The following is a 25,662-nucleotide window of genomic DNA, read 5'->3' on the forward strand; positions in this document are numbered from 1 at the left end:
CGGCGATGCCGGACTTTAAGTGAAACGGAAGGTGAAAAACGTGACCCAATACACGGAATCCGAGACAAGCAAATTCGCGAAGATAAATGCGCCTGGATTGGATGACTTCGACATCCATTTCAATGACGCAGGCACCGGTGAAACCATCATAATGCTTCACGGCGGTGGGCCAGGCGCATCGGGTTGGAGCAACTATTACAGAAACTTCGATTTCTTTATCGAGCGCGGCTATCGCGTTATCCTTGTCGACTGCCCAGGCTTTAACAAATCCGGTGAGATCATTCCTGATATCCCGCGGGGCCTAGTGAATGCTCATGCGATCAAAGGGCTGATTGACGCTTTGGGTATCGACAAGGTGCATTTGGTGGGCAATTCGTTGGGCGGGGTGTCAGCGCTTAACTTTGCACTTGAGTATCCAGATCAGCTCGATCGACTGATCCTGATGGGGCCGGCAGGCATGGGTCATAGCATGATGCAGCCAAACCCGCAGGAAGGCATCAAGAAAATGGTCCAGCTTTATGCCGCTCCCAGCTACGAGCATCTTCTGGAATTGCTCGGCGTGTTTGTCTATGATCCTACGCTGATCTCTGAAGAGCTGCGCAAAGGGCGTTGGGACAACATTGATCGCAGCCGGGCGCATCTAGAAAACTTCCTTGCCAGCACGAAACTTGTCTCATTTGACACCTGGGATGTTTCGGCGCGGATCAAGGATATACCTCATAAGACTCTCGCAGTTTGGGGGCGAGATGACCGATTTGTGCCGTTGGATAACGGGCTCAAGCTGATCAACAGCATGCCCGACGCTCAGCTGCATGTCTTTTCGCAGTGCGGTCATTGGGCGCAATGGGAACATGCCGACGACTTCAATCGTCTGGTCTTGGGATTCCTCGAAGGCTGAAGTCTTCGGTAACCTTGAATTTGGTGCAGGTTTGGAGAGGACCTGCGCCAAGCCAACTTCAAATCTAGAACAAATTCCGGGGAGGAAATTGAATGGCAGAAGTAGTAGAAACCGACGTTCTAATCATTGGGGCGGGTCCAGCTGGCATAGTTGCCGCGACTTTGCTTTCTGACATGGGCATCAAGAATATTGCCATCAGCAAATACCGGTCGACATCGCCTGGCCCTCGCGCCCATATTACCAACCAACGCGCGATGGAAATTCTGCGCGATCTAGGCTTGGAAGAAGCCGCAAAAGATCTCGCGACACCGCAAAGCCACATGGGCGAACACGCCTTTTCGACCAGCCTTGTGGGAGAAGAATTCGGGCGAATTCGCACTTGGTCCACTGATATTGTTCGACAGGCTGAACATGATCTGGCGAGCCCTTGTTCGTATTGCGACTTACCGCAGCTCTATTTCGAACCACTTGTAACCAATGCCGCAGGCATACGTGGGAGTGATGTGCGTTTTCGGACTGAATACCTTTCGCACACCCAAGATGCAGATGGTGTAAGCGCTCAATTATTGGATCGTGTCACAGGTGTTGAGTTCACCGTGCGAGCAAAATATCTGATCGGTGCGGATGGCGCGCGTTCGCAAGTGGCGGAAGACGCGGGTCTGCCGTTTGAAGGAGAGTTGGGAAAAGGCGCTGCAGCGGCGCTGAATATCGAATTTACGGCTGATTTGTCGTCTTTGACTGACCACCGCCGCGGTGACATGTTCTGGATGATCCAACCGGGTGGCATTGGATTGAACGGCACGGGTATCAGCGTTTTGCGGATGGTGCGTCCTTGGAACAAATGGGTTTGTACCGCAGGCTATGATTTGTCCAAAGGCGAACTGAACATAAGTAACGATGAAGCGCGCGCTGTGGTCCAAAAAGTGATAGGGAGTGACCAGTTCCCAATCCAAATCGATGCGACTTCTACCTGGGAATTTAACCAGCAATTTGCACAAAACAACACGAATGGCCGGGTTTTTTGTATGGGTGATGCTGTGCATCGTCATACGCCCATGGGCGGACTTGGCCTGAACACCTCGGTACAGGACGCTTACAACCTGTGCTGGAAGCTCGCCATGGTCGTCAAAGAGCAAGCGGGCCCGAGCCTGCTGGCAACCTATGACGTGGAGCGGACACCGGTCGGCGAAGAAGTGGTCAACCACGCTTACATGTGCCTGTCCAAACTGCCACCGATGTTTATGGCGATGGGCCTACCACCGGCGCATTCGGACGAAATGGCACAAAGCGCAATGGCGCGCTACAAAAGCGCTACACCCGAAGGCGAGGCCGCCCGAGCACAGATGCGCGCGGCGATGAACGGGACGCTGGCCGGGTTTGGCGGCGCGCATGGTCTGGAATTGAACCAACGCTATGAATCGCAGGCGGTTTACCCGGACGGTACGGCAGACCCTGGGTTTGACCGCGACCGCGTTTATCACCATCAAGCCACGTCACGGCCTGGCGCTCATGTTCCGCACGTTTGGCTGACGCGCAATCAGCGACGCGTCTCGACTCTGGATCTGTGCGGCAAGGGAAAATTCACGCTTCTTACCGGCATCGCTGGCGAACCTTGGGTTAAGGTGGCACAGGACGCTGCACAAAAACTGGGCATCGACCTCGAGGTTCAGGTCATCGGGCCCGGCCAAACCTATGTCGACACCTATGGTGACTGGGCGGAGGCGCGCGAGGTCGAAGAGGACGGCGCGATACTGGTTCGGCCAGACATGTTCGTTGCATGGCGCTCAAATGACGCCGCACAGACCCAACTGGATGGCTTCCTCCCTGCCCTGAAAACCATTTTGGGCCGCGACGGCTAACTGCGGTGCAACTGAACCGTGGGCGGCGCATAAATTCATTGCGTCGCCCACGCCAATTCGTCCAAACGACGTCCACAATCAATGCAGACGTTTTGGGCAATACAAATTTCTACCTTTTCACGGAGCCTTCCAGATGCCTGATTTGTTTGATACTGCGGCGCGCCGCCTGCGGGAGGCCTACGCGAATGACACTATTCTCCCGTTGCGCGAGACTTTGCAGCCGACGGATGTTGAGGCCGCTTATGCGATTCAGGAGATCAACACGCGATTTTGGCAGGAAAGTGGGCGGAGAATCGTCGGCCGTAAGGTTGGCCTGACATCAACAGCCGTTCAGAAACAGCTCGGCGTCGACCGTCCTGATTTTGGCGTCCTGTTTGAAGACATGCAGCTTTCAGATGGGGGTTTGTTAGCGCGTGACCGTGTGATTCAGCCCAAGGCTGAGGCTGAAGTGGCGCTGCTTCTTGCGGGGGACCTGGATAAGATCGAGGCCACGCCAGAAGACGTGGCCGCCGCTACGCGAGGCGCCTTTGTTGCAATCGAAATTGTCGACAGTCGTATCCAAGACTGGAAGATCACCTTTGCCGATACGGTGGCGGACAACGGCTCTTCTGCTTTCTTCGTACTGGGGAAAGAAGAGCACCCGCTGGATGGGTTGGATCTTCTGAACTGCAAAATGCAGCTCACGGTAAATGGCGAACTTGCCTCAAGCGGCACCGGGGCTGCCTGTCTTGGTCATCCGTTGAACGCGGCGGCCTGGTTGGCGCGGACCCTTGCCGCTCGCGGTGAGCCGCTCCGGGCTGGTGATCTCATTCTGACCGGCGCGCTTGGTCCAATGGTCGCGCTGACACCAGGCGCGGATGTCACAGCATCAGTTGAAGGCCTCGGAACGGTCAATTTCACATTCGATGGAGAAAACGCATGACGAGCAAAACCAAGGTCGCGATTATAGGGTCGGGTAATATCGGCTCGGATCTGATGATTAAGATTGCGAGAAAATCGAAGGTGCTCGAAATGGGAGCATTTGTAGGAATCGACCCTGAATCAGATGGACTTAAGCGCGCCACGAGGATGGGCGTGCAGATCACGGCAGACGGCATCGACGGTTTGATCGCACTGCCAAATTTCGATGAGATCGAGATCGTATTCGATGCAACGTCAGCGGGCGCACACAAAGTGCATGACGAAAAACTGCGTGCGTTTGGCAAGACTGTTATCGACCTTACCCCTGCGGCGATCGGACCGTACACGATCCCGCCGGTGAATCTGGAGGCGAATCTGGAGGCGGGAAATGTCAACATGGTAACCTGCGGTGGGCAGGCGACAATCCCGATTGTGGCGGCGGTCAATCGCGTCAGCCCGGTGCGCTATGCCGAGATCGTGGCATCGATCGCTTCAAAATCTGCAGGCCCAGGCACGCGTGCGAATATCGACGAATTCACCGAAACCACTTCGCGCGCGATTGAGGTTGTCGGCGGGGCCGAGAAGGGCAAGGCGATCATTGTCCTGAACCCTGCAGAACCACCGATGATCATGCGCGATACCGTCTATTGCCTATGCGACGCGGCAGACAAGGATGCTATCCGCGCTTCGATCAAGGACATGGTCGCTGAGGTGCAAAGCTACGTACCCGGCTATCGGCTGAAACAAGAGGTGCAGTTCGAGGCCATCGGCGACAACGACCCACTGTTTATCCCAGACTTGGATCAAAACTACACCGGTTTGAAAGTTACAACCTTCCTGGAAGTCGAAGGTGCGGCGCACTATCTGCCCGCCTACGCTGGCAATCTGGACATCATGACATCCGCCGCACTGAAGACGGCGGAGCGCATTGTGGAATCACGCAAACTGGAGGCGACGATATGAGTATTCTTCAGTCGAAAGACAAACTCTATATTCAGGATGTCACGCTACGCGACGGCATGCATGCGGTGCGCCATCGCTATAGCCTTGATCAGGTGCGTGCGATTGCCAAGGCGCTGGATGACGCCAAGGTTGACGCGATCGAGGTTGCGCATGGTGACGGGCTGGCTGGGTCCAGCTTTAACTATGGATTCGGTGCGACGACCGATTGGCAGTGGATCGAGGCGGTTGCAGATGTGGTCAGTCACGCCAAACTGACAACTCTTTTGCTGCCCGGGATCGGGACAATCGACGATCTGAAACGCGCCTATGAAATTGGCGTACACTCGGTCCGCGTGGCAACCCATTGCACTGAGGCCGACGTTTCGAAACAACATATCGCCTACGCACGTGAACTGGGCATGGATGTGTCCGGCTTCCTTATGATGAGCCACATGAACACGCCTGAAGGTCTGGCCGAACAAGCCAAGCTGATGGAAAGCTATGGCGCACATTGTGTCTATGTGACCGACTCTGGTGGCGCGATGGTTATGGATGATGTGACCGCGCGCTTGCAGGCCTATGACCAAGTATTGCAGCCTGAAACGCAGCGCGGCATTCATGCCCACCACAATCTCAGTCTGGGCGTCGCGAATTCTGTCGCTGCGGTTCAGAATGGCGCAATCCGCGTTGATGCGTCTCTGGCAGGAATGGGTGCTGGTGCTGGCAATGCCCCGCTTGAGGTCTTTATCGCAGTAGCAGACACCTATGGTTGGGATCACGGGACAGACTTGTTCAAACTCATGGACGCAGCCGAAGATCTTGTCCGTCCGCTGCAAGATCGCCCCGTGCGTGTTGACCGCGAGACGTTGAGTCTTGGCTACGCCGGTGTCTATTCCAGTTTCCTGCGCCATGCCGAAAAAGCAGCGGGCGAGCACGGTCTGGATACACGGGCTATCCTAATGGAATTGGGCAAGCGGCGTATGGTCGGTGGTCAGGAAGATATGATCGTGGATGTTGCACTCGATCTGGCCAAGGCACGAAACCAAAGTGCCTAGCAGCCGGGCTATCCTGCATTCTTTGGTGGCGCATATGTTGGGCCTCCAGACACCGCAGTTCGTGATAGGAGAGCAAGTTGACCGATCAAAGTTTTAAACTTTTTTCACCTCGGAGTTGCATGGATGCTGTCATAGCATTCTATCGCGATGAGCTTGGGTTCGAGTTGACTACAAACACACCAGATGAGGCAGTATTCTCAGGACCCTCTCCAAATACGCCGGGCCTCCAATTGTATGCTGTTGATCGTGACCTGAAAAAGTCGCGAACTGGAATTGAGTTCCATGTGACAAACTTTGAAGCCGCTCTGAAGGAGTTAGGCGAGGCAGGCTACGTCATACCAGATTCTTGCAGTTTTGAGGAACGGTCGTTTAGGATTGCGGATCCCGCTGGAAATCAAATCATCTTTCGTGAACTGATGCTGAGCTAATTCAGAAGCAGGGGTCAAGCAGTAGTGAGGTTACAAGGCACCAACACTTGAAGAACCTACGCTGCTCTCTCAGGGCACGAGGCAAACATCATAAAAGCGGCACTAGAGATGACTAAGGAAATGTCCATCCATAGTCACCTTGCGAGATATGCTTGTCTATCAACTCGACAACAAGCTGTCTAATAACGTGTTCAGCTGGCATCATGGTTTCGACGGTACGAGTATTCAGGTTCAGAACTCTGTTAAGATCTGCTTCGTCAATTTCCAACGCTTCAAAGAGCCCTTGCGAAATCTCCTGTGCGAAAAGAGCGTAAGGAACGATAGTGCTGCAGTTTCCTGAAAGAACTATTTCACGTCTAATGCTCATGGAGTGAATCGGCGAACGAACATTTCGCAGCTTAATCCCCTTTCGTGCCGCCATGTCTTGTAGATAGTGCGCGCGTTCCTCATTGCGAGCGTCCATAGCCAAAGGCAGATTTTCCAATTCATTGATGGATACTGGCGATTGTAGTCCCTTCAGCGCATCTGCGGTCCCGACCACATAGGTTTTTTGGAGCAAGAGGGGGAGGGACTCGAATTTTTCGTCATCAAGATCACTGGTCGAGAACGCCATGTCCAAACGAGAGCCTATCAGCGCCCGATCAAGTTCGTGACTAAAAGCTTGCATCAAATTGACTTCGATATCCGGGTGGCGGTCCGCGCAGACTTCCAACAGTTCTGGCGCAAGCACCCGACCGATGGAGGGGGTCACACCGATTTTGACGATACCACCGGGAGCACCTGAAAAGCGGCGGACATCTCGTTTTGCCAGTTCCGTGCGTTCCAAAATAACACGGGCATGCTCTGTAAGCAGCTTCCCAGCATTTGTAATTTCTGCGCCTCTGGAATGGCGGGTGAATAGAAGAACGTCGAGTTCCGCTTCCAGGTTTTTCACTTGCGCGCCGAGAGCCGGTTGAGAGATGTTCAATGCTTCCGCCGCTGCGCGAAAGCTAGACAACTCGGAAACTTTCAAAAAATATCTCAGTTGGCGAAGGTCCACATTCTACTCCCACGAGAAACGTATTGACATTGTGCATAAATATGCACTCTAGGCAAGTTGCGATAGGTTTTTCCGTATCCAGACTGAAGTGCATTATCTTGGAGTTACACTGCTGTATTAGGCTACTTCTTGTTTGAGAGTGCAGTCAGACTAAGGAACGACTATGAGCAGAATTGCCAATCACTATATCGCTGGTCAGTGGGTTCCGGGGGTGAACGGGGAAAGCATTGAGGTCACTGACCCGGCAACCGGCGATGTTGTTGGCACTGCCGCGCTTGGAAGCCGGGCCATCGCTGAACAGGCGATTGGAGCCGCGCGCCAAGCCTTCGACGCGTCCGGTTGGAGCAACAATCCTCGATTGCGTGCCAAAGTTTTGAACGACTGGGCCGACCAAATGGAAGCGAACAAAGACGCGCTTGCCCATCTATTGACACTTGAGAATGGCAAAGTGTTGGCGCAAGCGCAGATGGAAATCACGTTTGGCATCGACGAGGCACGCTACTACGCTGGCCTTGCGCGTAACATTTTCGGCAGAACTACTGAGACCGGCCCAGGCAAGATGTCATTGCTGACGCAAGAGCCATCCGGCGTCGCTGCTGTCATCGTGCCGTGGAATGCGCCTGTCACGCTTCTTGTGCGCTCGGTTGCACCGGCACTGGCGGCGGGCTGCACAATTGTCATTAAGCCGGCGCCACAGACCCCGCTCATCAATGCCCGTATCGTTGCGTGTTTTGAAAACCTCCCTGATCTGCCAATTGGCGTAGTGAATTCCGTAAATGAAAACGGGATTGAGGTAGGGCAAGTTCTGTCGCAGCATCCCGATATTGATGTGGTCTCGTTTACCGGGGCGACCAATACCGGCAAACTGGTGATGGCCAGCGCCTCTGAGACTATGAAACACCTGTCGCTTGAACTGGGCGGCAAGGCTCCGGCGATCCTATTTGATGATGCGGACCTAGATAAGGCAATCGCTGAGATCAGCCGCTCAGCGTTGGTGCTGTCCGGGCAAATGTGTACGGCCATCAGCCGGGTGCTGCTTCATGAAAGCATCGCCGAAGAAGCAACCGAGCGCCTGAAGACTGCATTTGAGGCGGCGAAAGTAGGGCCGGGGCTAGACCCCGCGAGCTTTCTTGGCCCGGTAATCGACAAGCCAACACAGCAACGATTGCTGGCAGTAATCGAGAGGGCCGGGAATGAGGCCACCATGATTTTGCGGGGCACCGATGGCGGTGAGGAATTGCGCAATGGCTACTTTGTGACGCCAACGCTGTTTTCGCTTCAAGATGTCAGCCACGATCTGATTCAGGACGAACACTTTGGACCGATCGTGTCGGTCGAAACCTTTACTGATGAGGCAGATGCTATTCAGCGGGCTAATGCGACACGCTTTGGCCTCGCGTCCAGCGTCTATACCAATGACTTGAACCGGGCGATGCGCATGGGGCGCAATATTCGCTTTGGCACTGTTTGGCTGAATTGTCACAACCGGCTATTCGCCGAGGCCGAGACCGGCGGATATCGCGAAAGTGGGGTGGGTCGCATGCACGGTGTTGAGGCCCTGAACGATTTTCTCGAAACCAAACATATCTATTTTGAAGCCGAAGGCTGATCACAATTACTGGAATGTGGAGACCAATATGGGAAAGAAAATTCTGATTGCCGGTGGAGGCATCGGCGGCTTGGCCGCCGCTGCGGGATTGTTGCAGGCCGGGCATGATGTGGAAGTATTCGAACAGGCCCCAGAACTGACTGAAGTTGGTGCAGGTATCCAAGTCAGCGCGAATGCAACGCGCGTGTTATACAATTTGGGATTAAAGAAAGCGCTGGACGATGTTTCTGTGCTTCCACAACGTACTGAATTTCGCTTGCATGACACTGGCGAAGTTATCAGTGAAATCCCGCTGGGGCCCGACCACGAAGCAAAATTTGGCGCGCCATATTACCACGTTTACCGTCCCGATATCTTGCGGATGCTGCGAGAAAGAGTCGAGGCGCTCAAGCCAGGCTGCATTCGCCTGAATGCCACTGTGGAAGGGTATGAAGAGCAAGCAGACCGCGTTGTCATGACCCTCAAGGGCGGCGAAACTGTCGCAGGTGACTTGCTGATTGGCGCAGACGGGATCAAATCTGCGATCCGGGAACAGATGCATGGCGCACAGGAAGCGGAATTCACCGGACAGGTCGCATGGCGCGGGATGATACCCGCTGAAAAGCTTCCCGATGACTTCATGCCGCCGGTATTCATCAACTGGATGGGGCCACGGCGTCATATGGTTGTCTATTGGGTGAACAAGGGCAACTACCTGAACTTTGTCGGCTGCACGGAAAAGCCAGATTGGACAGAAGTTGGCTGGACGATCAAGGCGCCGTGGGAAGACCTAAAAGCCGATTACGAGGGTTTCCATCCCGATGTGCAGACAATGCTTGACGCGATGGATCGGGATTCCTGCTATTGCTGGGCGTTGAATATCCGCCCGCGCCTGCCATTCTGGAGTACGGAGCGGGTCACTTTGCTTGGAGATTCATGCCATCCAACGATCCCATACATGGCGCAAGGCGCCGTAATGGCAATCGAGGACGGTGCTGTACTGGTGCGGGCGCTGGACGAAGGCCGTGATCTTGCTGAGGCGCTGACGCTTTATGAGCAAGCCCGCATCGACCGCACGGCCCGCATCGTGAACGAAAGCACGGCCCATGCGCAGTTGTATCACCATGATACCCATAAGGCATTCCGTGATGCTTTTGCAGATAAGCAGCCCGCCGCTGACCGTGCAAAGTGGCTGTATAACTACGATCCGTTGACGGTGCCTTTGCGCCCTAAACCGGTTCAAACCGACGGATAAAGGCCGAAAACAAATGCATAACGGAAAAACCTATATCGTCACCGGTGCGGCCTCGGGTATCGGGGCCGAAACATGCCGCGTTCTTCGTGCAGATGGCGCACGGGTCATTGGCATTGACCGCCATGAGGCCGAGGACGTGGACGAGATGTATCTTGTCGACTTGTCCGACAAAGATGCGGTTGTGAAGCTGGTTGCTGATTTACCCAATGATACGGATGGATTGGCGAACATCGCCGGTGTGCCACCAACGGCACCTGCGGACGTTGTGTTGCGTGTCAATTTGGTTGGCCTGCGTGCTTTGACTGAGGGGCTTGTCGATAAGCTCGCTGACGGCGCTTCGATCGTGAATTTGGCCTCATTGGCCGGGAACGGATGGCAGACAGGCCTGCCACAGGTAAAACGTGCGTTGGCGCTCGACTTTGACAGCGACATTTCGGAATTTTGTGAGGTCGAGGACCTAGACAGTTCTGGACGGTCATATTTTTTGGGTAAGGAAGCCTTGCTCGTTTGGACATTCCAGAACCGCTGGACATGGCGGGATAGAGGCATCCGCATAAACGCGGTCAGCCCGGGCCCAGTTGATACGCCTATCTTGGGCGACTTCGCGGCTACCTTGGGCAAACGGTTTGAGGAGAATATGCAAAAACTGGAGCGCGCTGGCACCGCCGAGGATATTGCGCCTGCCGTCGGTTTTCTGCTTTCAGATCAGTCCAAATGGATCCGGGGAACCAATCTTGCGGTTGATGGGGGGATGTCGGCGCATTTCCTTTCGGCGCAGCACGGCTTCTGAATGACTTCTGGCGATCGGATAAGGCCGGGCTCGGGCCCTCATCACTCAACTCTTTGCGTTGTCTTACGCGAGTTTGGCGATCAGGTCGCGCAACCAGATATGTAGCAATGAGCGATGGGTTCTCGTGGCCCAGATCAGATCTACCCCTATGGAAGATGAAAAGGGTAGGGCCGTTACATACACGGAATCCGCGAAATCTTGGACAAGTCTGTAGGGTACTGTCGCAATCAGGTCTGTTCCCAAAACAAGGTCTTCGATACCGGCAAAGCTACTGACCTTTGCTGCGCTGTTCAGTACAATACCGTCGTCGTTCAATTGGCGCAGATAGTCGGGTTGAGAACTCTGATTGTGGAACACAGAGGCATGCACTGCTTCGATGTAAGATTCTTTATTCAGCGCGCTCTGTGCGAGTGGATTGCGCGGGTCCATAATGCAGACATATTTGTCCTCAAAAACACGGCGGCAGAAAAAACTCTCATCTTTGGGCCGTTTGGAACCGATATATAGCTCGGCCTCGGCACGCTTGAGGAGTTCCTCTCCGCTTAAGTTTGAATTGATAACTTCTACCGAAAGCCTCGGGGCCTGCTTCCGTATTTCCTTGAGCAGAGGTGGGATCACGATGCGCTTTTCGTAAAAAGCACATGCGATCTTGATCGTGTGTTCGACTTTTGCAGGGTCAAATTCCATGGGACCCGCAAGGAATTCGATCTCGTCCCGGATGCGCCGAGCAGCTTCCACCACGATAACGCAGCGGTCGGTTGGAACAATTCGACGCCCTTGTCGAACGAACAAGGGGTCCGAGAAGGCTGTTCGCAACTTGTCGATAGTGTAACTGGGGTAGATTCCGGCTGGGTGCAGAATAGTACGTTAGGCTCCGAGGACGCGCTTGCCGTAGTCTCGCAGATTGCCGTTCGGGTCGACGTAGCGATAGAGAGTAACGGGCCTCACGCCTAATTCTTTGCAAAGTTCTGAAACAGACGTGTCGCGGTTTGCCATTGCGGCCTGTGCCATGCGCACCTGTGATTTTGACAGCGCGAATTTTCGTCCGCCTTTCCTCCCCCGCGCCCGGGCTGCCTGAAGACCGGCCACTGTGCGTTCACGGATCAACTCGCTTTCAAATTCGGCGAGAGCGGCAAAGATGCCGAATGAAAGCCGTCCTGCCGCAGTTGTTGTGTCGATCTGCGCACCTTGCCCGGTGAGCACTTTAAGGCCAACCCCGCGCTCAGACAGCATACTGACGGTCTTGACCAGATGATGCAGGCTACGCCCCAAACGATCGAGCTTCCACACAACCAGAACATCGCCGTCACGCAATGCCTTGAGGCAGGCCTCCAACCCTGGCCGGTCATCCTTTTTGCCAGATGCCAGATCCGAGTAAATCTGCTCCTCTCCAACGCTCGCCGCGATCAAGGCATCCCGTTGCAGGTCAAGAGACTGCCTGCCATCGGCTTTAGAGACGCGCGCATAGCCAATCAGCATGTGTCACAAACGTTGGTTTGTGATGCTTGGGTTCGGCGGTCGCTTTCGGGCAACGGATTTATTCCTTATCTCATATCATAAATAAATATACTCAATACCTCCCATGAAAGCAAAAGAAGCATGGCGCATCGCACCATTCTGACCGAGCGCCAGCGCGCGACACTATTTGATCTGCCAACCAGTGAAGCGGCACTACTTCACCATTACACGTTGGCCGATGATGACATCGAACATGTTCGTCTGCGAAGACGATCACAAAACCGGCTTGGGTTTGCCCTTCAGCTTTGCGCGTTTCGACACCCCGGCCGCCTCCTGACGGCTGGAGAGGTCATCCCAGAAAAAGCGATCAGGTTCATCGCGGCTCAGCTGGGAATGCAAGCGGTTGAGTTGGAGGGCTACGCCGTCCGCGAAGAGACTCGGCGGGATCATCTGATCGAGCTTAGAGCGATCTATGGCTACAAGATGTTTACCGGACGTGGTGCCCGCGACCTGAAGGTTTGGCTTGAAACTGAGGCTGAGGTTGCGCGCTCTAATGAGGAGCTGGCGCGTCGGTTCGTGACAGAATGCCGCCGGAGCCAGACCATTCTGCCCGGGGTGTCGGTGATCGAACGGCTCTGCGCTGATGCGCTTGTCGCCGCCGAACGTCGGATGGAAACGCGCATCGCCGACCGTCTCGACGCGCCCATGAGAGGCAGGCTGGATGCCCTGCTTTCGGAAGACGTCGATGACCGGGTCAGCCGTTTTGTCTGGTTGCGCCAATTTGAGGTTGGCAAGAACTCGGCAGACGCGAACCGCCTGCTGGACCGGTTGGAGTTTCTGCAAGGTCTCGGGCTTGCGACCGCTGCCCTTGATGGCGTTCCACCCCACCGGATCACCCGACTTCGTCGCCAAGGCGAACGATATTTCTCGGATGATTTGCGCGACATTTCCAGCGATCGGCGGTGGGCGATCATGACCGTCTGTGCTGTGGAATGGCAGGCTGCGATAGCTGATGCAGTGATTGAGACCCATGATCGGATCGTGGGTAAAACCTGGCGCGATGCCAAGAGGTTATGTGATGTGCAGATTACCGGCGCCAAAGCAGCATTGCAGGACACACTTCGTTCTTTCTCAGGCTTGGGGGCCGCTCTCCTGGAAGCGCATGGCGATGGCGCACCCCTTGAGAGCGCGGTTACGACCGCCTGCGGTTGGCGTGATCTGGAAGGACTTGTCGCCACGGCGATGCAGTTGACCAGTACAATGGCTGCCAATCCCTTGGCCCATGTCGCCCAAGGCTATCATCGGTTCCGGCGCTACGCGCCGCGCATGTTGAGGGCGCTCGATATTCAGGCAGCATCGGTCGCCGAACCTTTGGTCGAAGCTACTCGGCTTGTCGCAAAGGGCGGACAAGAGACCGTTCGGCCAACAACCTTTCTGCGCCGCAGTTCCAAATGGCACCAGCACCTTCATGCGCAGCCCCCCGATGACCATCGGCTTTGGGAAGTCGCCGTGTTGTTCCATCTGCGCGATGCCTTTCGCTCCGGCGATATCTGGTTGGTGCAGTCCCGGCGCTATGCCGACCTGAAGCAGGCGCTGGTGCCAATAGCAGAGGCGCGGGCCACACCCAGATTGGCAGTGCCCTTCGACCCGGCGGATTGGCTGGGAGATCGCAAAACCCGTATGATTGAGGGACTGAAACGCTTGGCACGCGCTGCCCGTGCCGGGGCAATTCCGGGTGGCTCTATTGAGGACGGAATGCTGAAGATCGACAGGCTCACCGCCGCAGTGCCCGCCGAGGCCCATGAACTTGTTCTGGATTTATACAAAAGGTTGCCCGATGTGCGGATCACCGATCTGCTTCTGGAGGTGGACAATGCCACAGGCTTCACGGAAGCCTTCACCCATATACGCACCGGAGCACCTTGCACTGACAGGATCGGACTGCTGACCGTGCTGCTGGCGGAAGGCCTGAACCTCGGCCTCAGCAAGATGGCCGAAGCCACCAGCACCCATGATTATTCCCAGCTCTCGCGCATCTCACGGTGGCATGTTGAAGGCGACGCGCTGAACCGCGCCTTGGCCATGGTGATCGCGGCGCAATCCACCCTGCCCATGGCCCGTTTCTGGGGTGGCGGCACCACCGCCTCCAGCGACGGGCAGTTCTTTCCAACCACACGTCAAGGTGAGGCAATGAACCTGATCAACGCCAAATATGGCAATGAACCGGGGCTGAAAGCCTATACCCATGTTTCCGATCAGTTCGGCCCCTTTGCCACTCAAACCATCCCGGCGACCGTGAGCGAGGCCCCTTACATCCTCGATGGCCTGCTGATGAATGAGACCGGCAGAAATATCCGCGAACAATATGCTGACACCGGCGGCTTCACCGATCATGTCTTCGCCGTCACAGCCCTTCTGGGCTTCCAGTTCATTCCGCGCATCCGTGATCTGCCCTCCAAGCGGCTCTATGTCTTCGATCCAAGTGCTGTCCCGAAGGAACTGAAAGGCCTGATTGGTGGCAAGGTCAGGCAAAGCATCATCACCACCAACTGGCCCGACATCCTGCGCAGTGCCGCTACCATGGTCGCGGGCGTCATGCCGCCCAGTCAACTGCTGCGAAAGTTTTCAGCCTATCCCCGCCAGCATGAGCTGGCCGAAGCCCTCAAAGAAATCGGACGCGTTGAACGGACGCTGTTCATCATCGACTGGCTACTTGACGCCGACATGCAGCGCCGCGCTCAGATCGGGCTAAACAAAGGCGAAGCACACCACGCCCTGAAAAACGCCCTCCGCATCGGTCGCCAAGGTGAAATCCGCGACCGCACCGCCGAAGGTCAGCACTTCCGCATGGCAGGCCTCAACCTCCTCGCCGCCATCGTCATCCACTGGAACAGCAAACACCTTGGTCAAGCTGTCGCCGCACGAAAACGCGACGGGTTGGATTGCTCACCAATGCTACTGGCACATACCTCACCCCTCGGATGGGCACATATCCTCCTCACAGGCGAATACAGGTGGCCAAAACAGTAAACCAAGGGGCTTAACGTACGATCCTGCACTCTCCGGTATCAGACCCCTAACTGACCACCGATTGGCTGACGCCAAGTTTCTCTGCTGCTATGGAAAATGATTGATTTTCATACACATACCGCAAGACCCTAAGAGAATTGAAGTCAACGTTAAGCATGGTTGCAGGTTTCATCCAGTTTCTTTCCGTCGCAAAAACGCATCTAATTTCTTGATGCACTATATCCATTCCATCAGATTGTTCGAGTCGTTTTGGAAGGGTAGCCTTGCGTGAATTCTTGATTCAAAGGCAGGGGAGGGCCAACAAGATGCCTCAAGCACCCATCAACGATACGGTTACCATTCATCAACTAATCGACGATCCCTACCCGATTTACCGCCGGTTCCGGCAGGAAACACCAGTTGTGCATGTCAAGGCGGTTGGGCGAACCATGTTGACCAAAGCGGCACATACCCGTGCGGTGAAGGATAATCCGGGGTTGTTTAGCTCAGATGATCCCGGCACCCCACAAACATTGGCGTTTCGCACACGCACTATGATGCGTAAGGACGGTGAGGAGCATATGTGTGAACGTATGGCCATGGCCCCCGCGCTTTCGCCCAAGAATCTAAAGCAGATCTGGGTGCCGGGCTATGAGGTCCTTACCGAGAAATACCTTGATGCGCTGCCGCGAGGCGAGGTCGTTGATCTGTTCTCGCTGTTGGCGGGTCCAATTTCGGGGCGAAAGGTAGCAGATTTTTGCGGCCTCACGCAGGTCTCAGATGACGACATGCAGCGCTGGTGCCAGACATTGATTGATGCCGCTGGAAATTTTGGGTGGTTTCAAGACCTGTTCGACAAAGCGGACAAAGTGAACGACGAAGTTGACGCCGCGGTTGCTCAGAGCATTGTTCGGCTACAGGGCGCGGACGATCAGTCCGCCCTGGCCACGATGATCAACGCTGAAAACCCCATACCGCTTAGTCAAATTCAGGCCAACCTCAAGCTGGCCATCTCAGGGGGTGTCAACGAGTCTCGCGATTCCATGCTGACGACCATTTTTGGCCTGCTGACCAACCCGGACCAATTGGAAGAAGTCAAACGAACAAATGGCTGGGGCGGTGCGTTTGAAGAAGCGGTGCGTTGGGTTGCGCCCATTCAGGTCAGTTCAAGGCGCGTCACCGAAGATACTGAGATTGGCGGTATTGATATACCAAAAGACGAGGTTGTGATGACGGTTCAGGCCTCGTCCAATCACGATGAAGAACTGTTCGACGAACCTGAGAAATTCAATGCGTTTCGCCGGCCAAATCCTCACCAATCTTTTGGCAGTGGTCCGCATCACTGCTTTGGCACCCACCTCGCCCGGATGACCGTTGGGAAAACAATGCTGCCACTGATTTTCGAACGGTTCCCAAACATGCAATTGGTCGACCCCGATACAGTTAAGTGGACCGGTTTTGGATTCCGCGGCCCACTGAGCATGCCTGTCCGTTTGCAGTAATGAACTTGAAATTGAGAGAAAGAAAATGACAAAAATAGCATTTGTTACAGCGGGCGGTTCGAAGACCGAAGTGCCCGCTCAGGATGGTGACTCGTTAATGCAGGTTGCTCTGGAACACGGCATTGAAGAGATCACCGCGGAATGTGGTGGCGCGATGATGTGTTCAACCTGTCACGTATATATCGACGATGCCTGGTTCGCCAAAGTTGGCGCTGCACCCGAAGAAGAATTAGACTTGCTTGGATTCGCCAGCTGTGAGGTCCGCGACAACAGCCGGTTGTCCTGTCAGGTAAAGGTCTCATCCGAACTCGACGGAATGGTGGTCCACCTTCCTGAAAGCCAAGTTTAGCAATGGGCGTTGTCATCATTGGTGCGGGGCAGGCCGGGGTGCAGGTTGCGCAATCCCTGCGACAAGAAGGATTTGAAGACTCAATTGCCTTGTTGGGCGAAGAACTTGACCTGCCTTATATGCGTCCACCGTTGTCTAAAGGTTTCATCGCCGATGGTAACGCCGCCAAGATTTCTCTTAAGCCCGAAGGGTTCTACGCAAAATCCAACATAGAATTCTTGCGGAATACCAAAGTCGTGTCCATTGACCGTACCGAACAAATCGTAGTGGCACTGGATGGACGACAGTTCCCATACGATCATCTGGTATTGGCAACTGGATCACGTAATGCCGCACCACCGGTAGAGAACTTGGATCTGGACGGGGTTGTGTTCCTGAGAACCCTTCAGGATGCAATTAAGATCCGCGAACGTCTCGACCACGTTCAGAACGCGATCGTCATCGGCGGCGGTTTCATCGGGTTGGAATTTGCAGGGATGGCCCGGAAAAGGGGTATCCGTGTGACAATTGTCGAAGCGATGTCGCGGATCATGGCCCGCGCAGTAACGCAGGAAACCTCAGAACGCGTTGCGCAAACCCATCAACAAAACGGTGTGCGCATCCTGACGGACCGCTATGCCTCGGCAATTCTTGGCGAAGACCGTGTGAGCGGCGTCGCGTTGTCTGACGGTACTGTTATTGCCGGCGACCTCGTGCTCGTGGCAGCAGGTGTGAAACCCAACTCCGAACTCGCCTTGGACGCGGGCCTACATGTCTCCAATGGGATCGAAGTGGATGAGCAATTCCTCACTTCAGATGCCAGCATTTCTGCGCTTGGTGATTGCTGCTGTTTTCCAGAACCGACTAGCAATTCACGGACTCGACTGGAGTCCGTGCAAGCTGCAACTGATCAGGCGCGGGCGATTGCGCGCCGACTTTGCGGGCGTCCTGAACCTTATCAGGCACTGCCGTGGTTCTGGAGCGATCAAGGTGATCAGAAGCTTCAAATAGCAGGCCTGTTCACAGGAGCTGATAGCGTCGAAGTACTTGAACGAGACACTGGTGGAACAACGATTTTTTGTTTTGCCGGTGACAATCTTATCGCGGTGGAAACGATCAACTCGCCAGGTGACCACATGGCGGCCAGAAAGCTACTTTCGAAACCAAGGGGAACGACCAAATCAGCCCTTAGTTCTGTACAATATGCTATGAGGGATCTTCTATAACAGGCGCTTTTCCGGTAACGTGAGGGTCGTTGTGGCGATTTTTTTCCCGATTTTCCCATTAGATAAACTGTGAGTGTGAGCGATACCTGAACCGCGACTCGTGTTGAACTCAGGGTAGGGGCGTCATCGCATTTCCTCCAATATCTTTTCGCGGAAGACCTCGGCTGGGGTCTTCCATCCAAGACACTTGCGCGGCGTGTTGTTGAGGCGATCACAGATCACCTTCATATCGTGATCTGTGCATTGCCGGATGTCGCGTTTGCGGGGCAGCCACCTTCGAAGGCGTCGGTTTGTGTTCTCGACTGTGCCTTTCTGCCAAGGGCTGGAAGGGTCGCAAAACCACGTCTGGGTTCCGATCTTGGCCTGGAGGTGCGGCCAACTGACAAACTCGGTTCCGCGGTCAAAGGTGATGGACCGACGGGCGACGAGGGGGAGATCTTTAATGGCACTCATGATCTTGGCCATGACCGGCTTGGTGCGTTTGTTTGGGTTCTTCAGGATCACGGTGAAGCGGCTCACGCGCTCAACCAGTGAGGTGACATTGGTCTGGCCAAGCTTTTGTTTGAACAGCATCAAATCAGCTTCCCAGTGGCCAAACTGGCGGCGATGAGCCACATCATCAGGGCGGAACAGGATACTGACATCGCGGTGGAATTTCGGCTCTCGACGTCTTCTGGTGCGCCGAGGACGGCGGGCGACACGGTGGGTCGGTAGATACCACCACAGGTCCTCGCGCTGACCTTCCTTGGAATAGATGTAGCGATAGATGGTTTCCTGGCAGACCCTGAGTGGAGCACGCTCATGGATCATGCGGTTACTGATCTGCTCTGGTGTCCAACCATTCTTGACGCGCTCGATCACGCGCTTGCGAAGCTCATGATGTTTGATCAGTTTGCGCTCCCGAGCACGACGTTCCGCTTGCATCAGGTGGGCGGCGGCACCGTAATAGCCGTCGCATCCAGGCATACTTTCATCCGCGAAATGATTGCGCTTCAGTTCGCGGAATATCGTTGATCTGCAGCGCTTCAGAACGCGCGCCATCTCATCGACAGGGACCTTTGCGTGTCTCCAGCGTTCTATCTTGCGTCGTTCTGTGATACTCAGTTGCTTGTAAACGGCTCCCATACCGATTCCTCTCATCAGATAAACTACTGTTTTCTAACAAGAGTCGCAGTTGAGGGTAGCGCGCGCCGCTACACAAGAATTTTACGCATAATATTTATTATGTAATATTTTGACTTGCCTAGATTAACATCACTCGCTACTGACGGTCTCCCAAAAAGTCACTACAGAAGCAAAATACCTTTCCAAATCGGCGTCTTGAACGCGCATGCTATACGCTCTTAGCCCAACTTTTTCAGATACGGCCTGCATTTCAGTATCTTGATGAGCCCATAAGTCTGAGTTCAGCGCCATGAGCCGTTTTGCTGCTGTTCCATCTCCATGCCGAGCAACACTGACAAGTTCCCATAGTTCTAAAAGACTTGCATCATGCATTACTGCTGCTCGAGAGCCCCTTAGATCCCTCACATACTGAAACAAGGTTTGACGGTTAGCTCGTTCTATTCTGTCAGCGGCTACCTCTGATCTCAATACTAACCACAACCGTAGATTTCGTTCGAAGGCCGCTCCGATGGTCAACGCAAAGCTCAGGCGAATTTCGTAGCAAAGAGAATTGTGACTGTTGTCGCGCGCGATCTGGGCCAAGTAACTATTTTGTCCGCCAATTAGCTCACGGGGAATAGGTTGGAGCCTACCTAATGAAGGCGCCACAACTTTATCCTGAAATTCACGCATCTCATTGGCGTTGATCGAAGCATAGCTGTCCTGTCTCCTCCCCAAAATGCCGCTCTCCTAATAAACTATCCACTCAAAATTTTACATGTCACATACTGCAAACTCGCCGCACCTTTCAAATCGATTTCATCAGAACAGCGACCAAGTTTTGCAAAAATGCACATCTGGACAGCCGTCCCTCCCAGCTTAGTAACGATAACTAGGAAGTATCGTTACCGCCTCGGAACTAGGCTTCGACGCTTCAATAGAACCGTGTTGGTGTGAGCGATACGTGAACCGCAATTCTTGTATGGATGTGCAACGGGCAGTAACCGTGACAGCCTACCCCTTGACTAAATCCAAAGCGTTGTTGTCGGTATCGCGTAACTGCCGTACACGAATCAAGGCTGTCACAAAGGGCTTAACACTCAGCGAAGCCTCATGCGGCTGGCATCAAAATGAATGCAACGGATCAACGCCGCCTCTGCAGCCGCCTGCGCCGCGCTTTCTCTCCTGGTCGCCTTAATGTTTCGCGATCTCGCACACAGTCACTTTGATAATATTCATCTCCCGTGCCCCAGCGTATCTTTTGCTTCGGGAACCCGTGATCAATAAGAACCCCTCGGTATTCAGGCCCATACGTTGCCGACCATTCGGCCTTGAACCTGTCCATTGCATCCCATTCCCGATCATCACGTTCCTTGTCCTCGTAGCCTTCGTCCCAAGGCTTGTGACCGTATTCACTCCAGCTTTCACTGCCGCCACCCGTGAATCCTGCATACATTGTACCGCCGCCATAGAGGTGCCGCGGCTCGGGCATTAGCAAGTAGCCATCGCCCAACTTTCGCCAGTGGGTCGAGCGCAGGTGCCTTTCAGGATAAAGCCATTCTTTTCGAGGGGCAGCGATGTAGCGGAACGCACTCTTCTTAGTGACATAATTGATCTCCAGCACCTCCTCTTCGGTGAGGTAGCGGTGATGTTGTATGTCCAACATGCTAAACATTGCAGCTTGCCGAAAATACTGAGGATTTGGCCTTAACTTTAACGGATTCTGGAACGGGTCGCGTGCCCACGACAAATTCGTTAGGATCAGAATTTTATCTGGTGAGAGCGGGAAATAGGTGTGGGTTGCGGCGAAACGAATGTCCGGGTCGTTGAACCCTCTGCACCATTTCGAAACTGGGAAGCATTCCCGATTATACGCAACAACGGGATGATCGGAAATGATGAACTTTGTTGGAGAATTTCTTGCGTCCGCAATCTGCCAAACGGCCTCCCCCCAAATGTTGCAGAAAATGTTCTGCAATTTTTGGAGGCGGTGCAGGGTTGCATTCTTGTCGGAGCCTCCCTGCAACGTGTGCAGCCAACCCAAACCCTTCGGTGTCCTGAGTTTTTGCACACTCATATATGGTACAAGCGTACTAAAGGCGTCATCAGCTGTGCCGTTGAACTCAAAATCTGACCAAAATTGAACCGCGGAAGGTCCCTCCGTATCAAAACGCCCAAAGAAGAATTTTTCGATATCCCGGTTTTCAGATTCACCCCACTTTGTGGTGTAGAGGTCATCCTGGGCAAAACACTGCCTTGGACCCCAATGCAAAAGATCGCGCCGGGTATAGGTGTGACCGCCCTGCGTCATGGTTTCTGGGCGAAGGTCCAGATAGAATTGCTTGCTTTGCCCCTCAGGCAAAAACCGCTTTTGATACCACTCCGGAACATAATGGTTATGTTTATACTCATCATTAGACATGAACCAAAAATAATCCCCACACTACTCACTCTCCCTTACGCCGCTGTCTCGAGATCCTTCATACAGAGGTTCTTACGCAATCTCTTGCAGCAGAACAAATACTGAACATTCGGATACAAAATGAAATATGCAATTGAACTTGACGAAGACGAAGTAGACCTTCTAGCTGGAATAGAGCTGGATGCGCTGAAAATGGACCATGAGCAGTACAGGCGACAATCTCCTCTGGTCCAGCAGCTTACTAAAAAATTGATGGATCGCGGGGCGATACCAGAGGTAAGACTGCGGTACTGGTCTGACCCAGATTATCAACTCGGGCGGCTGAAAACGTCGCATCAAGGGCTCTTTGAGCGAAACGGCACAAGAGGCGATGATATAATCATCCATCCCCACTTCCTGAAGTATCTGCGTTATTTCCTATTTGGTGCAAGCCTGTCAGAAAATGTAATTGTCGCGTTTGAGGAAACCGTTGGAGATTCGCAATGGGTGTCATCAGGAGATATTGACGAAATTGCTAAAGGTACGCGCGGCATCGTTCGCAAATTTGGACTGCAGGGTGAAGATGAAGAGTTTTACAAACTTGCGTTGGATATCGGTTTGCACCAGTGGTTTGCAAAGGTCGTACGTGATGCAGCGAAGCAGACGAAATAGCAATTTCAAAGAACTATGTGCTCCAGCGTTGACCTACACCCTTGTTTTCGGGACGTCAGCTGTGTGCCATATGAAAGGTTAAACAGCTGATCTAAGGTCGGCCAAACGGACTAATTGAGCATTCACTTTGGCTGCGTCTAAGTCCTTGCCGGCAAATAAAACTATAACATTGGATTCGGTGCGTTAAGCTCTTCGATTTCCATAATTTTCTCTCGCGAAGTAGGTTTTTTCTGCATCACGCAACAATCAGAGTGCAGCTTCCTAATATCAAAGTCGGGATTTGATTTCTTGAATGCCCAAGCATTTAGAAACGTCGCTCCTAATCCTGGAACTTCTCCCATTTCAATGACATCTTGGTAGCTAAAGTGTGGATGAGCACCTTTAACGAGGTCTTCGCCACTCATTTTCACATGAACAAGATAGGGCACAGTCTTGGATTGCAGAAGCCGCAAGCCGGAATTATCGGGGAATAGCCTTGAAGCCACGTGTTGATCAAACTCGGAACCATGGGTCAGATAATGATCGAACCCGTTCACAAGACCCGATCTGGAGAGGCTAAAATGAACTTGACCTTCTCTTCTTCCTTGCTTCTCCTTCGGCCCAACGTCGTCCAAGACTTCAGTGAGGTTTTCCTTCACGACCTCCCAATCGTCGTGATTTCCAAAAACTTCACTCAGGCGCTCTTGTCGACTGAGGGCTGTCAAAGGTTGTAGACCCAATTCCCTTATGGATGCTACCTCCTTGGGCAGCAGTCTAGTTCCATGGAAAACACAAAATTCATTTTTTGTTAGCCAACTAAGAATTTCTGACGAAATTAGCTCGATGCCAGCCAAACTCGAAACAAAGCTGCCAGCATCCTCAATAAATTCGAAGCCAGAAGTGGTCAGTTTAGTTAAGTTTTGCAGGCCAATCAAAGGCTCTACGAGATCATTAAAAGAAACGTCCCAGGTCTGGAATTTATCGTAGTAGATCAAGGCCTCATCCTGTATTTGTCATCGGCAAGCACTTACCATTTACTTCGGTTTTTGAATACCCGACTAGTGAGGAAATCTTCAAGATGACGAGCCCCTCAAGCTGCATTTGGTGCGCCCAACCTGTAAGTAGAGCGAACATCGAGCACATTTTGCCAGACGCTCTTGGTTGCCCGCCGGACTTTGTGCTCAAAGATTGCGTATGTATGGCCTGCAACAATGGGTTTGGACACATAGACAACGCATTGCTAGGTCAATTTGAAATCATTGCATTTATGAAGGGCGTCAGGCGCAAACGCGGCAAAAAACCGTCGATAAATAACTGGGCACCCATAAAGGGACGCTACACTGACAGCGGCCCAGAAATTCATCTTAATGGAGGATCGAAGGTCGCTGAGGCATTCGGAGTAAAACTACCCGCAGGATCAAACAAAAACGGCATTAGCAATATATCAATGAAGCCTCGGATACCCGGAGAGCAAAGTAAGGTATCATTCGAGCAAGAATTTGGTCGTGATCCAAAATTTGTGCGGGCTGTCTACAAAGTCGCGTTCAACACACTCGCATTTTTTGACGGGCCGCAGGAAGCAAGAGCAAGCAAATACGACGGTGTGCGTGCTTTTGTTCAGGCGGGCATTGGAAAACATAGGCTTTTGATCATGGGGAATGCCGATCAACAAAGTCATTCATTTTGCCCACCAATTACTTTAGCAGGCCATCAGTATCCAATTTTAGAGATGTCCATTTTTGGTGTTTCACTCGCCGCAGACCTCGATCCTGCCCAAAAGGGTTTGGCAGAAATGATACACCAACTTCAGACACGTAAGATCACCAATTGGACGGTCCTACCGCCTGAGTCAGCGGATCGGTCCAGTATCCGGCTATGTGGAGCACAGAAGACATGATGGATTGGAACACAGGTGATCGGGTTGTCGATCACGTTCTTAGAAACCTAGAAGGTTTTAGTACCTGGCGGGAAGATAGCGACGCTGAAAGTACGGGTCAGTTTCTGTCAGGTGTGATCAGTTGTCGAGACATGTTGCCCCAAGCGGTGGCCCGCCATTTTCAACTTCCCAATCTCTTCGTGGGAAGTGCCCACTTTGATCGCTCACAGGACTATCGGCGTGAGCTGATCTCGGAAGTTACAAGCGCACTTAAGTCAGGCCTGGTCGAAGCTAAAGCCGATCCACAGCTCGAACGCGAAAGCGGAACGGATTTCAGCGACCGACCCCGCAGCCGGGGAGAGGACATTCTCGAAGCTTTGAAAGAATTCAGCGGGGATCGAAGCAAAGCATCGCTATCAAGATTGCGGGCCGCTGTAAGCCCTACACATCTCCAATCACGTATTAAGACCATTGAAATGCTGACAACCCGACAACGACCATATGGCAATCAATCCCCGGAACTCGCAATTCTTGGAGAACTTCACAGGCTTGAGTCTGAAGCTAAGAACTACTTTAGCGAAAAAATGTAGCGCCTGGCTTTAGGATGGAGCCTGGACACTTTTTGCTTGTCGCTCAAGAATACAGGACCTTCGTCCGATCAGCCCCAGAAGTGAACATAGCCGGCAAAGAACCAGTATCGCTCAGATAACCAGAATTTATCGCAACTTCAGAATGGTGAGGAGGCAGGCTCTCTTATCCTATCCATCTTTCTAATCAGTAATTCTTGATGAGGCAATCTTTGATGATGTGACTACAAATGGCCTGCTATGACCACACTGCTAATGGTGAGAATGAAATAGCCTTTCCGTCTTCCAGATCTTCCGTGAACGCCTGCCACCGCTCGCGTCCCATTCTGACAGAGCAGTACCCTGCTGCCATAGCCGAAAAGCCAGTTAAGACGGTAATTAGGTCATCGATGAAACCATCGGCAAGTTTCGGAACTGCCTTGCCATAAGCGAGGTAGATTGCGTCACGATAGTTTGCTTTGCCCCGATATCTGGAGGCTTCATGCAGGAAGCATATGCTCTTTCTACCAAAAGCATCGTCCCGCAACGCGCGTGCGGCTTTAGTGCGAAAATTATCTACTCCCAATTCTTTGAATTCGCGCGAATTCCTAACTTGTTGCTCAAGGTTCCATTGCTCCCAAGATGCAGTGCCTGACAAGTACTCTGCGTGACAGCCCGACGCCTGTTCTGGGGTTTTGGGTACAGATGTAAGTGAGTAACGGCCACGGGATCGAGGCCCTGCTAGATCGCTCTCCACATCAGATTTGACGAGGCTGCCTAGCCGGTC

25 protein-coding genes are annotated in these 25,662 nt (G+C 53.4%); 16 read left to right on the plus strand and 9 right to left on the minus strand.

The annotated features are described in order from the left end of the window. The first annotated feature begins 40 nt into the window (after nt 1-40). The 6 genes from bphD to BSF79_RS15445 all read left to right on the plus strand — a co-directional run bounded on the left by bphD (nt 41) and on the right by BSF79_RS15445 (nt 6,082). The gene (gene bphD, locus BSF79_RS15420; protein ID WP_090270742.1) at nt 41-898 is read left to right on the plus strand and encodes a 2-hydroxy-6-oxo-6-phenylhexa-2,4-dienoate hydrolase; all 858 of its coding nucleotides are present in this window, start codon (nt 41-43) and stop codon (nt 896-898) included. Nucleotides 899-990: 92 nt separating this feature from the next. Beyond that, nucleotides 991-2,757: an FAD-dependent oxidoreductase gene (locus tag BSF79_RS15425; RefSeq protein ID WP_090270718.1), complete on the plus strand. Its 1,767-nt coding sequence runs from the start codon at nt 991-993 to the stop codon at nt 2,755-2,757. Nucleotides 2,758-2,890: 133 nt separating this feature from the next. Next, nucleotides 2,891-3,679: a 2-keto-4-pentenoate hydratase gene (locus BSF79_RS15430; RefSeq protein ID WP_090270719.1), complete on the plus strand. Its 789-nt coding sequence runs from the start codon at nt 2,891-2,893 to the stop codon at nt 3,677-3,679. Then, nucleotides 3,676-4,620, plus strand: coding sequence for an acetaldehyde dehydrogenase (acetylating) (locus BSF79_RS15435; RefSeq protein ID WP_090270720.1), 945 nt, complete (start codon nt 3,676-3,678; stop codon nt 4,618-4,620). The genes BSF79_RS15430 and BSF79_RS15435 overlap by 4 nt, the downstream gene beginning before the upstream one ends. Then, nucleotides 4,617-5,654 carry a 4-hydroxy-2-oxovalerate aldolase gene (gene dmpG / locus BSF79_RS15440; protein ID WP_090270721.1) on the plus strand — a complete coding sequence of 346 codons (1,038 nt, stop codon included), beginning with the start codon at nt 4,617-4,619 and terminating at the stop codon, nt 5,652-5,654. The genes BSF79_RS15435 and dmpG overlap by 4 nt, the downstream gene beginning before the upstream one ends. A gap of 77 nt (nt 5,655-5,731) precedes the next feature. Then, a complete protein-coding gene (locus BSF79_RS15445) occupies nt 5,732-6,082 on the plus strand; it encodes a VOC family protein (protein WP_139246458.1) in 351 nt (116 codons plus the stop codon). A gap of 112 nt (nt 6,083-6,194) precedes the next feature. Here BSF79_RS15445 and BSF79_RS15450 read toward each other — a convergent pair whose 3' ends face one another. Then, nucleotides 6,195-7,121, minus strand: coding sequence for a LysR family transcriptional regulator (locus tag BSF79_RS15450; RefSeq protein ID WP_090270723.1), 927 nt, complete (start codon nt 7,119-7,121; stop codon nt 6,195-6,197). 163 nt (nt 7,122-7,284) lie between these two features. Here BSF79_RS15450 and BSF79_RS15455 point away from each other — a divergent pair, with 163 nt between their 5' ends. From BSF79_RS15455 to BSF79_RS15465, 3 genes are read left to right on the plus strand one after another with little or no spacing between them, the layout of a single operon-like run. Further along, complete coding sequence (locus BSF79_RS15455) at nt 7,285-8,730, plus strand: aldehyde dehydrogenase family protein (protein WP_090270724.1); 1,446 nt, start codon at nt 7,285-7,287, stop codon at nt 8,728-8,730. A gap of 28 nt (nt 8,731-8,758) precedes the next feature. Further along, complete coding sequence (locus BSF79_RS15460; protein WP_139246459.1) at nt 8,759-9,964, plus strand: FAD-dependent monooxygenase; 1,206 nt, start codon at nt 8,759-8,761, stop codon at nt 9,962-9,964. Nucleotides 9,965-9,977: 13 nt separating this feature from the next. Further along, nucleotides 9,978-10,754, plus strand: a complete 777-nt coding sequence (locus BSF79_RS15465; protein WP_090270726.1) for a coniferyl-alcohol dehydrogenase — start codon at nt 9,978-9,980, stop codon at nt 10,752-10,754. Nucleotides 10,755-10,817: 63 nt separating this feature from the next. Here BSF79_RS15465 and BSF79_RS15470 read toward each other — a convergent pair whose 3' ends face one another. Continuing rightward, entirely contained in the window at nt 10,818-11,441 is a 624-nt protein-coding gene (locus BSF79_RS15470; protein WP_139246460.1) for a LysR substrate-binding domain-containing protein, read from the minus strand. Nucleotides 11,442-11,621: 180 nt separating this feature from the next. Further along, nucleotides 11,622-12,233, minus strand: a complete 612-nt coding sequence (locus BSF79_RS15475; protein ID WP_047998005.1) for a recombinase family protein — start codon at nt 12,231-12,233, stop codon at nt 11,622-11,624. Between the two features lie 120 nt (nt 12,234-12,353). Here BSF79_RS15475 and BSF79_RS15480 point away from each other — a divergent pair, with 120 nt between their 5' ends. Further along, complete coding sequence (locus BSF79_RS15480) at nt 12,354-15,242, plus strand: Tn3 family transposase (RefSeq protein WP_090270728.1); 2,889 nt, start codon at nt 12,354-12,356, stop codon at nt 15,240-15,242. 46 nt (nt 15,243-15,288) lie between these two features. Here the strand turns inward: BSF79_RS15480 and BSF79_RS20330 are convergent, their stop codons facing one another. Beyond that, nucleotides 15,289-15,468, minus strand: a complete 180-nt coding sequence (locus BSF79_RS20330) for a helix-turn-helix domain-containing protein (protein ID WP_139246461.1) — start codon at nt 15,466-15,468, stop codon at nt 15,289-15,291. 37 nt (nt 15,469-15,505) lie between these two features. On the opposite strand from BSF79_RS20330, the gene BSF79_RS15485 reads away from it, so the two are divergent. From BSF79_RS15485 to BSF79_RS15495, 3 genes are read left to right on the plus strand one after another with little or no spacing between them, the layout of a single operon-like run. After that, nucleotides 15,506-16,723 carry a cytochrome P450 gene (locus BSF79_RS15485; protein WP_342741886.1) on the plus strand — a complete coding sequence of 406 codons (1,218 nt, stop codon included), beginning with the start codon at nt 15,506-15,508 and terminating at the stop codon, nt 16,721-16,723. A 25-nt stretch (nt 16,724-16,748) separates the two neighbouring features. Next, nucleotides 16,749-17,072, plus strand: a complete 324-nt coding sequence (locus tag BSF79_RS15490) for a 2Fe-2S iron-sulfur cluster-binding protein (RefSeq protein ID WP_090270730.1) — start codon at nt 16,749-16,751, stop codon at nt 17,070-17,072. A gap of 2 nt (nt 17,073-17,074) precedes the next feature. Next, nucleotides 17,075-18,277, plus strand: a complete 1,203-nt coding sequence (locus BSF79_RS15495; protein ID WP_090270731.1) for an NAD(P)/FAD-dependent oxidoreductase — start codon at nt 17,075-17,077, stop codon at nt 18,275-18,277. A 123-nt stretch (nt 18,278-18,400) separates the two neighbouring features. On the opposite strand, the gene BSF79_RS15500 is transcribed toward BSF79_RS15495, so the two are convergent. The 3 genes from BSF79_RS15500 to BSF79_RS15505 all read right to left on the minus strand — a co-directional run bounded on the left by BSF79_RS15500 (nt 18,401) and on the right by BSF79_RS15505 (nt 21,803). Further along, nucleotides 18,401-19,402, minus strand: a complete 1,002-nt coding sequence (locus BSF79_RS15500) for an IS30 family transposase (protein ID WP_090270732.1) — start codon at nt 19,400-19,402, stop codon at nt 18,401-18,403. A gap of 129 nt (nt 19,403-19,531) precedes the next feature. Continuing rightward, entirely contained in the window at nt 19,532-20,074 is a 543-nt protein-coding gene (locus BSF79_RS19550) for a hypothetical protein (RefSeq protein WP_139246462.1), read from the minus strand. Between the two features lie 451 nt (nt 20,075-20,525). After that, entirely contained in the window at nt 20,526-21,803 is a 1,278-nt protein-coding gene (locus tag BSF79_RS15505) for a DUF4238 domain-containing protein (protein ID WP_090270733.1), read from the minus strand. Between the two features lie 120 nt (nt 21,804-21,923). Here BSF79_RS15505 and BSF79_RS15510 point away from each other — a divergent pair, with 120 nt between their 5' ends. Further along, the gene (locus tag BSF79_RS15510) at nt 21,924-22,454 is read left to right on the plus strand and encodes a hypothetical protein (protein WP_090270734.1); all 531 of its coding nucleotides are present in this window, start codon (nt 21,924-21,926) and stop codon (nt 22,452-22,454) included. A 161-nt stretch (nt 22,455-22,615) separates the two neighbouring features. Here BSF79_RS15510 and BSF79_RS19555 read toward each other — a convergent pair whose 3' ends face one another. Further along, nucleotides 22,616-23,428, minus strand: a complete 813-nt coding sequence (locus tag BSF79_RS19555; protein WP_139246463.1) for a hypothetical protein — start codon at nt 23,426-23,428, stop codon at nt 22,616-22,618. 83 nt (nt 23,429-23,511) lie between these two features. Here BSF79_RS19555 and BSF79_RS15520 point away from each other — a divergent pair, with 83 nt between their 5' ends. Next, the gene (locus BSF79_RS15520) at nt 23,512-24,330 is read left to right on the plus strand and encodes an HNH endonuclease (protein WP_090270736.1); all 819 of its coding nucleotides are present in this window, start codon (nt 23,512-23,514) and stop codon (nt 24,328-24,330) included. Continuing rightward, entirely contained in the window at nt 24,327-24,899 is a 573-nt protein-coding gene (locus BSF79_RS19560; protein ID WP_139246464.1) for a hypothetical protein, read from the plus strand. The genes BSF79_RS15520 and BSF79_RS19560 overlap by 4 nt, the downstream gene beginning before the upstream one ends. Nucleotides 24,900-25,134: 235 nt before the next feature. Here BSF79_RS19560 and BSF79_RS19565 read toward each other — a convergent pair. Further along, nucleotides 25,135-25,662 (minus strand): hypothetical protein (locus tag BSF79_RS19565; RefSeq protein WP_217650086.1); only part of this gene is annotated, 528 nt, incomplete at its 5' end.

The sequence above is a fragment of the Thalassovita taeanensis genome (genome assembly GCF_900110775.1).
GTDB classification, from domain to species: domain Bacteria; phylum Pseudomonadota; class Alphaproteobacteria; order Rhodobacterales; family Rhodobacteraceae; genus Litorimicrobium; species Litorimicrobium taeanense.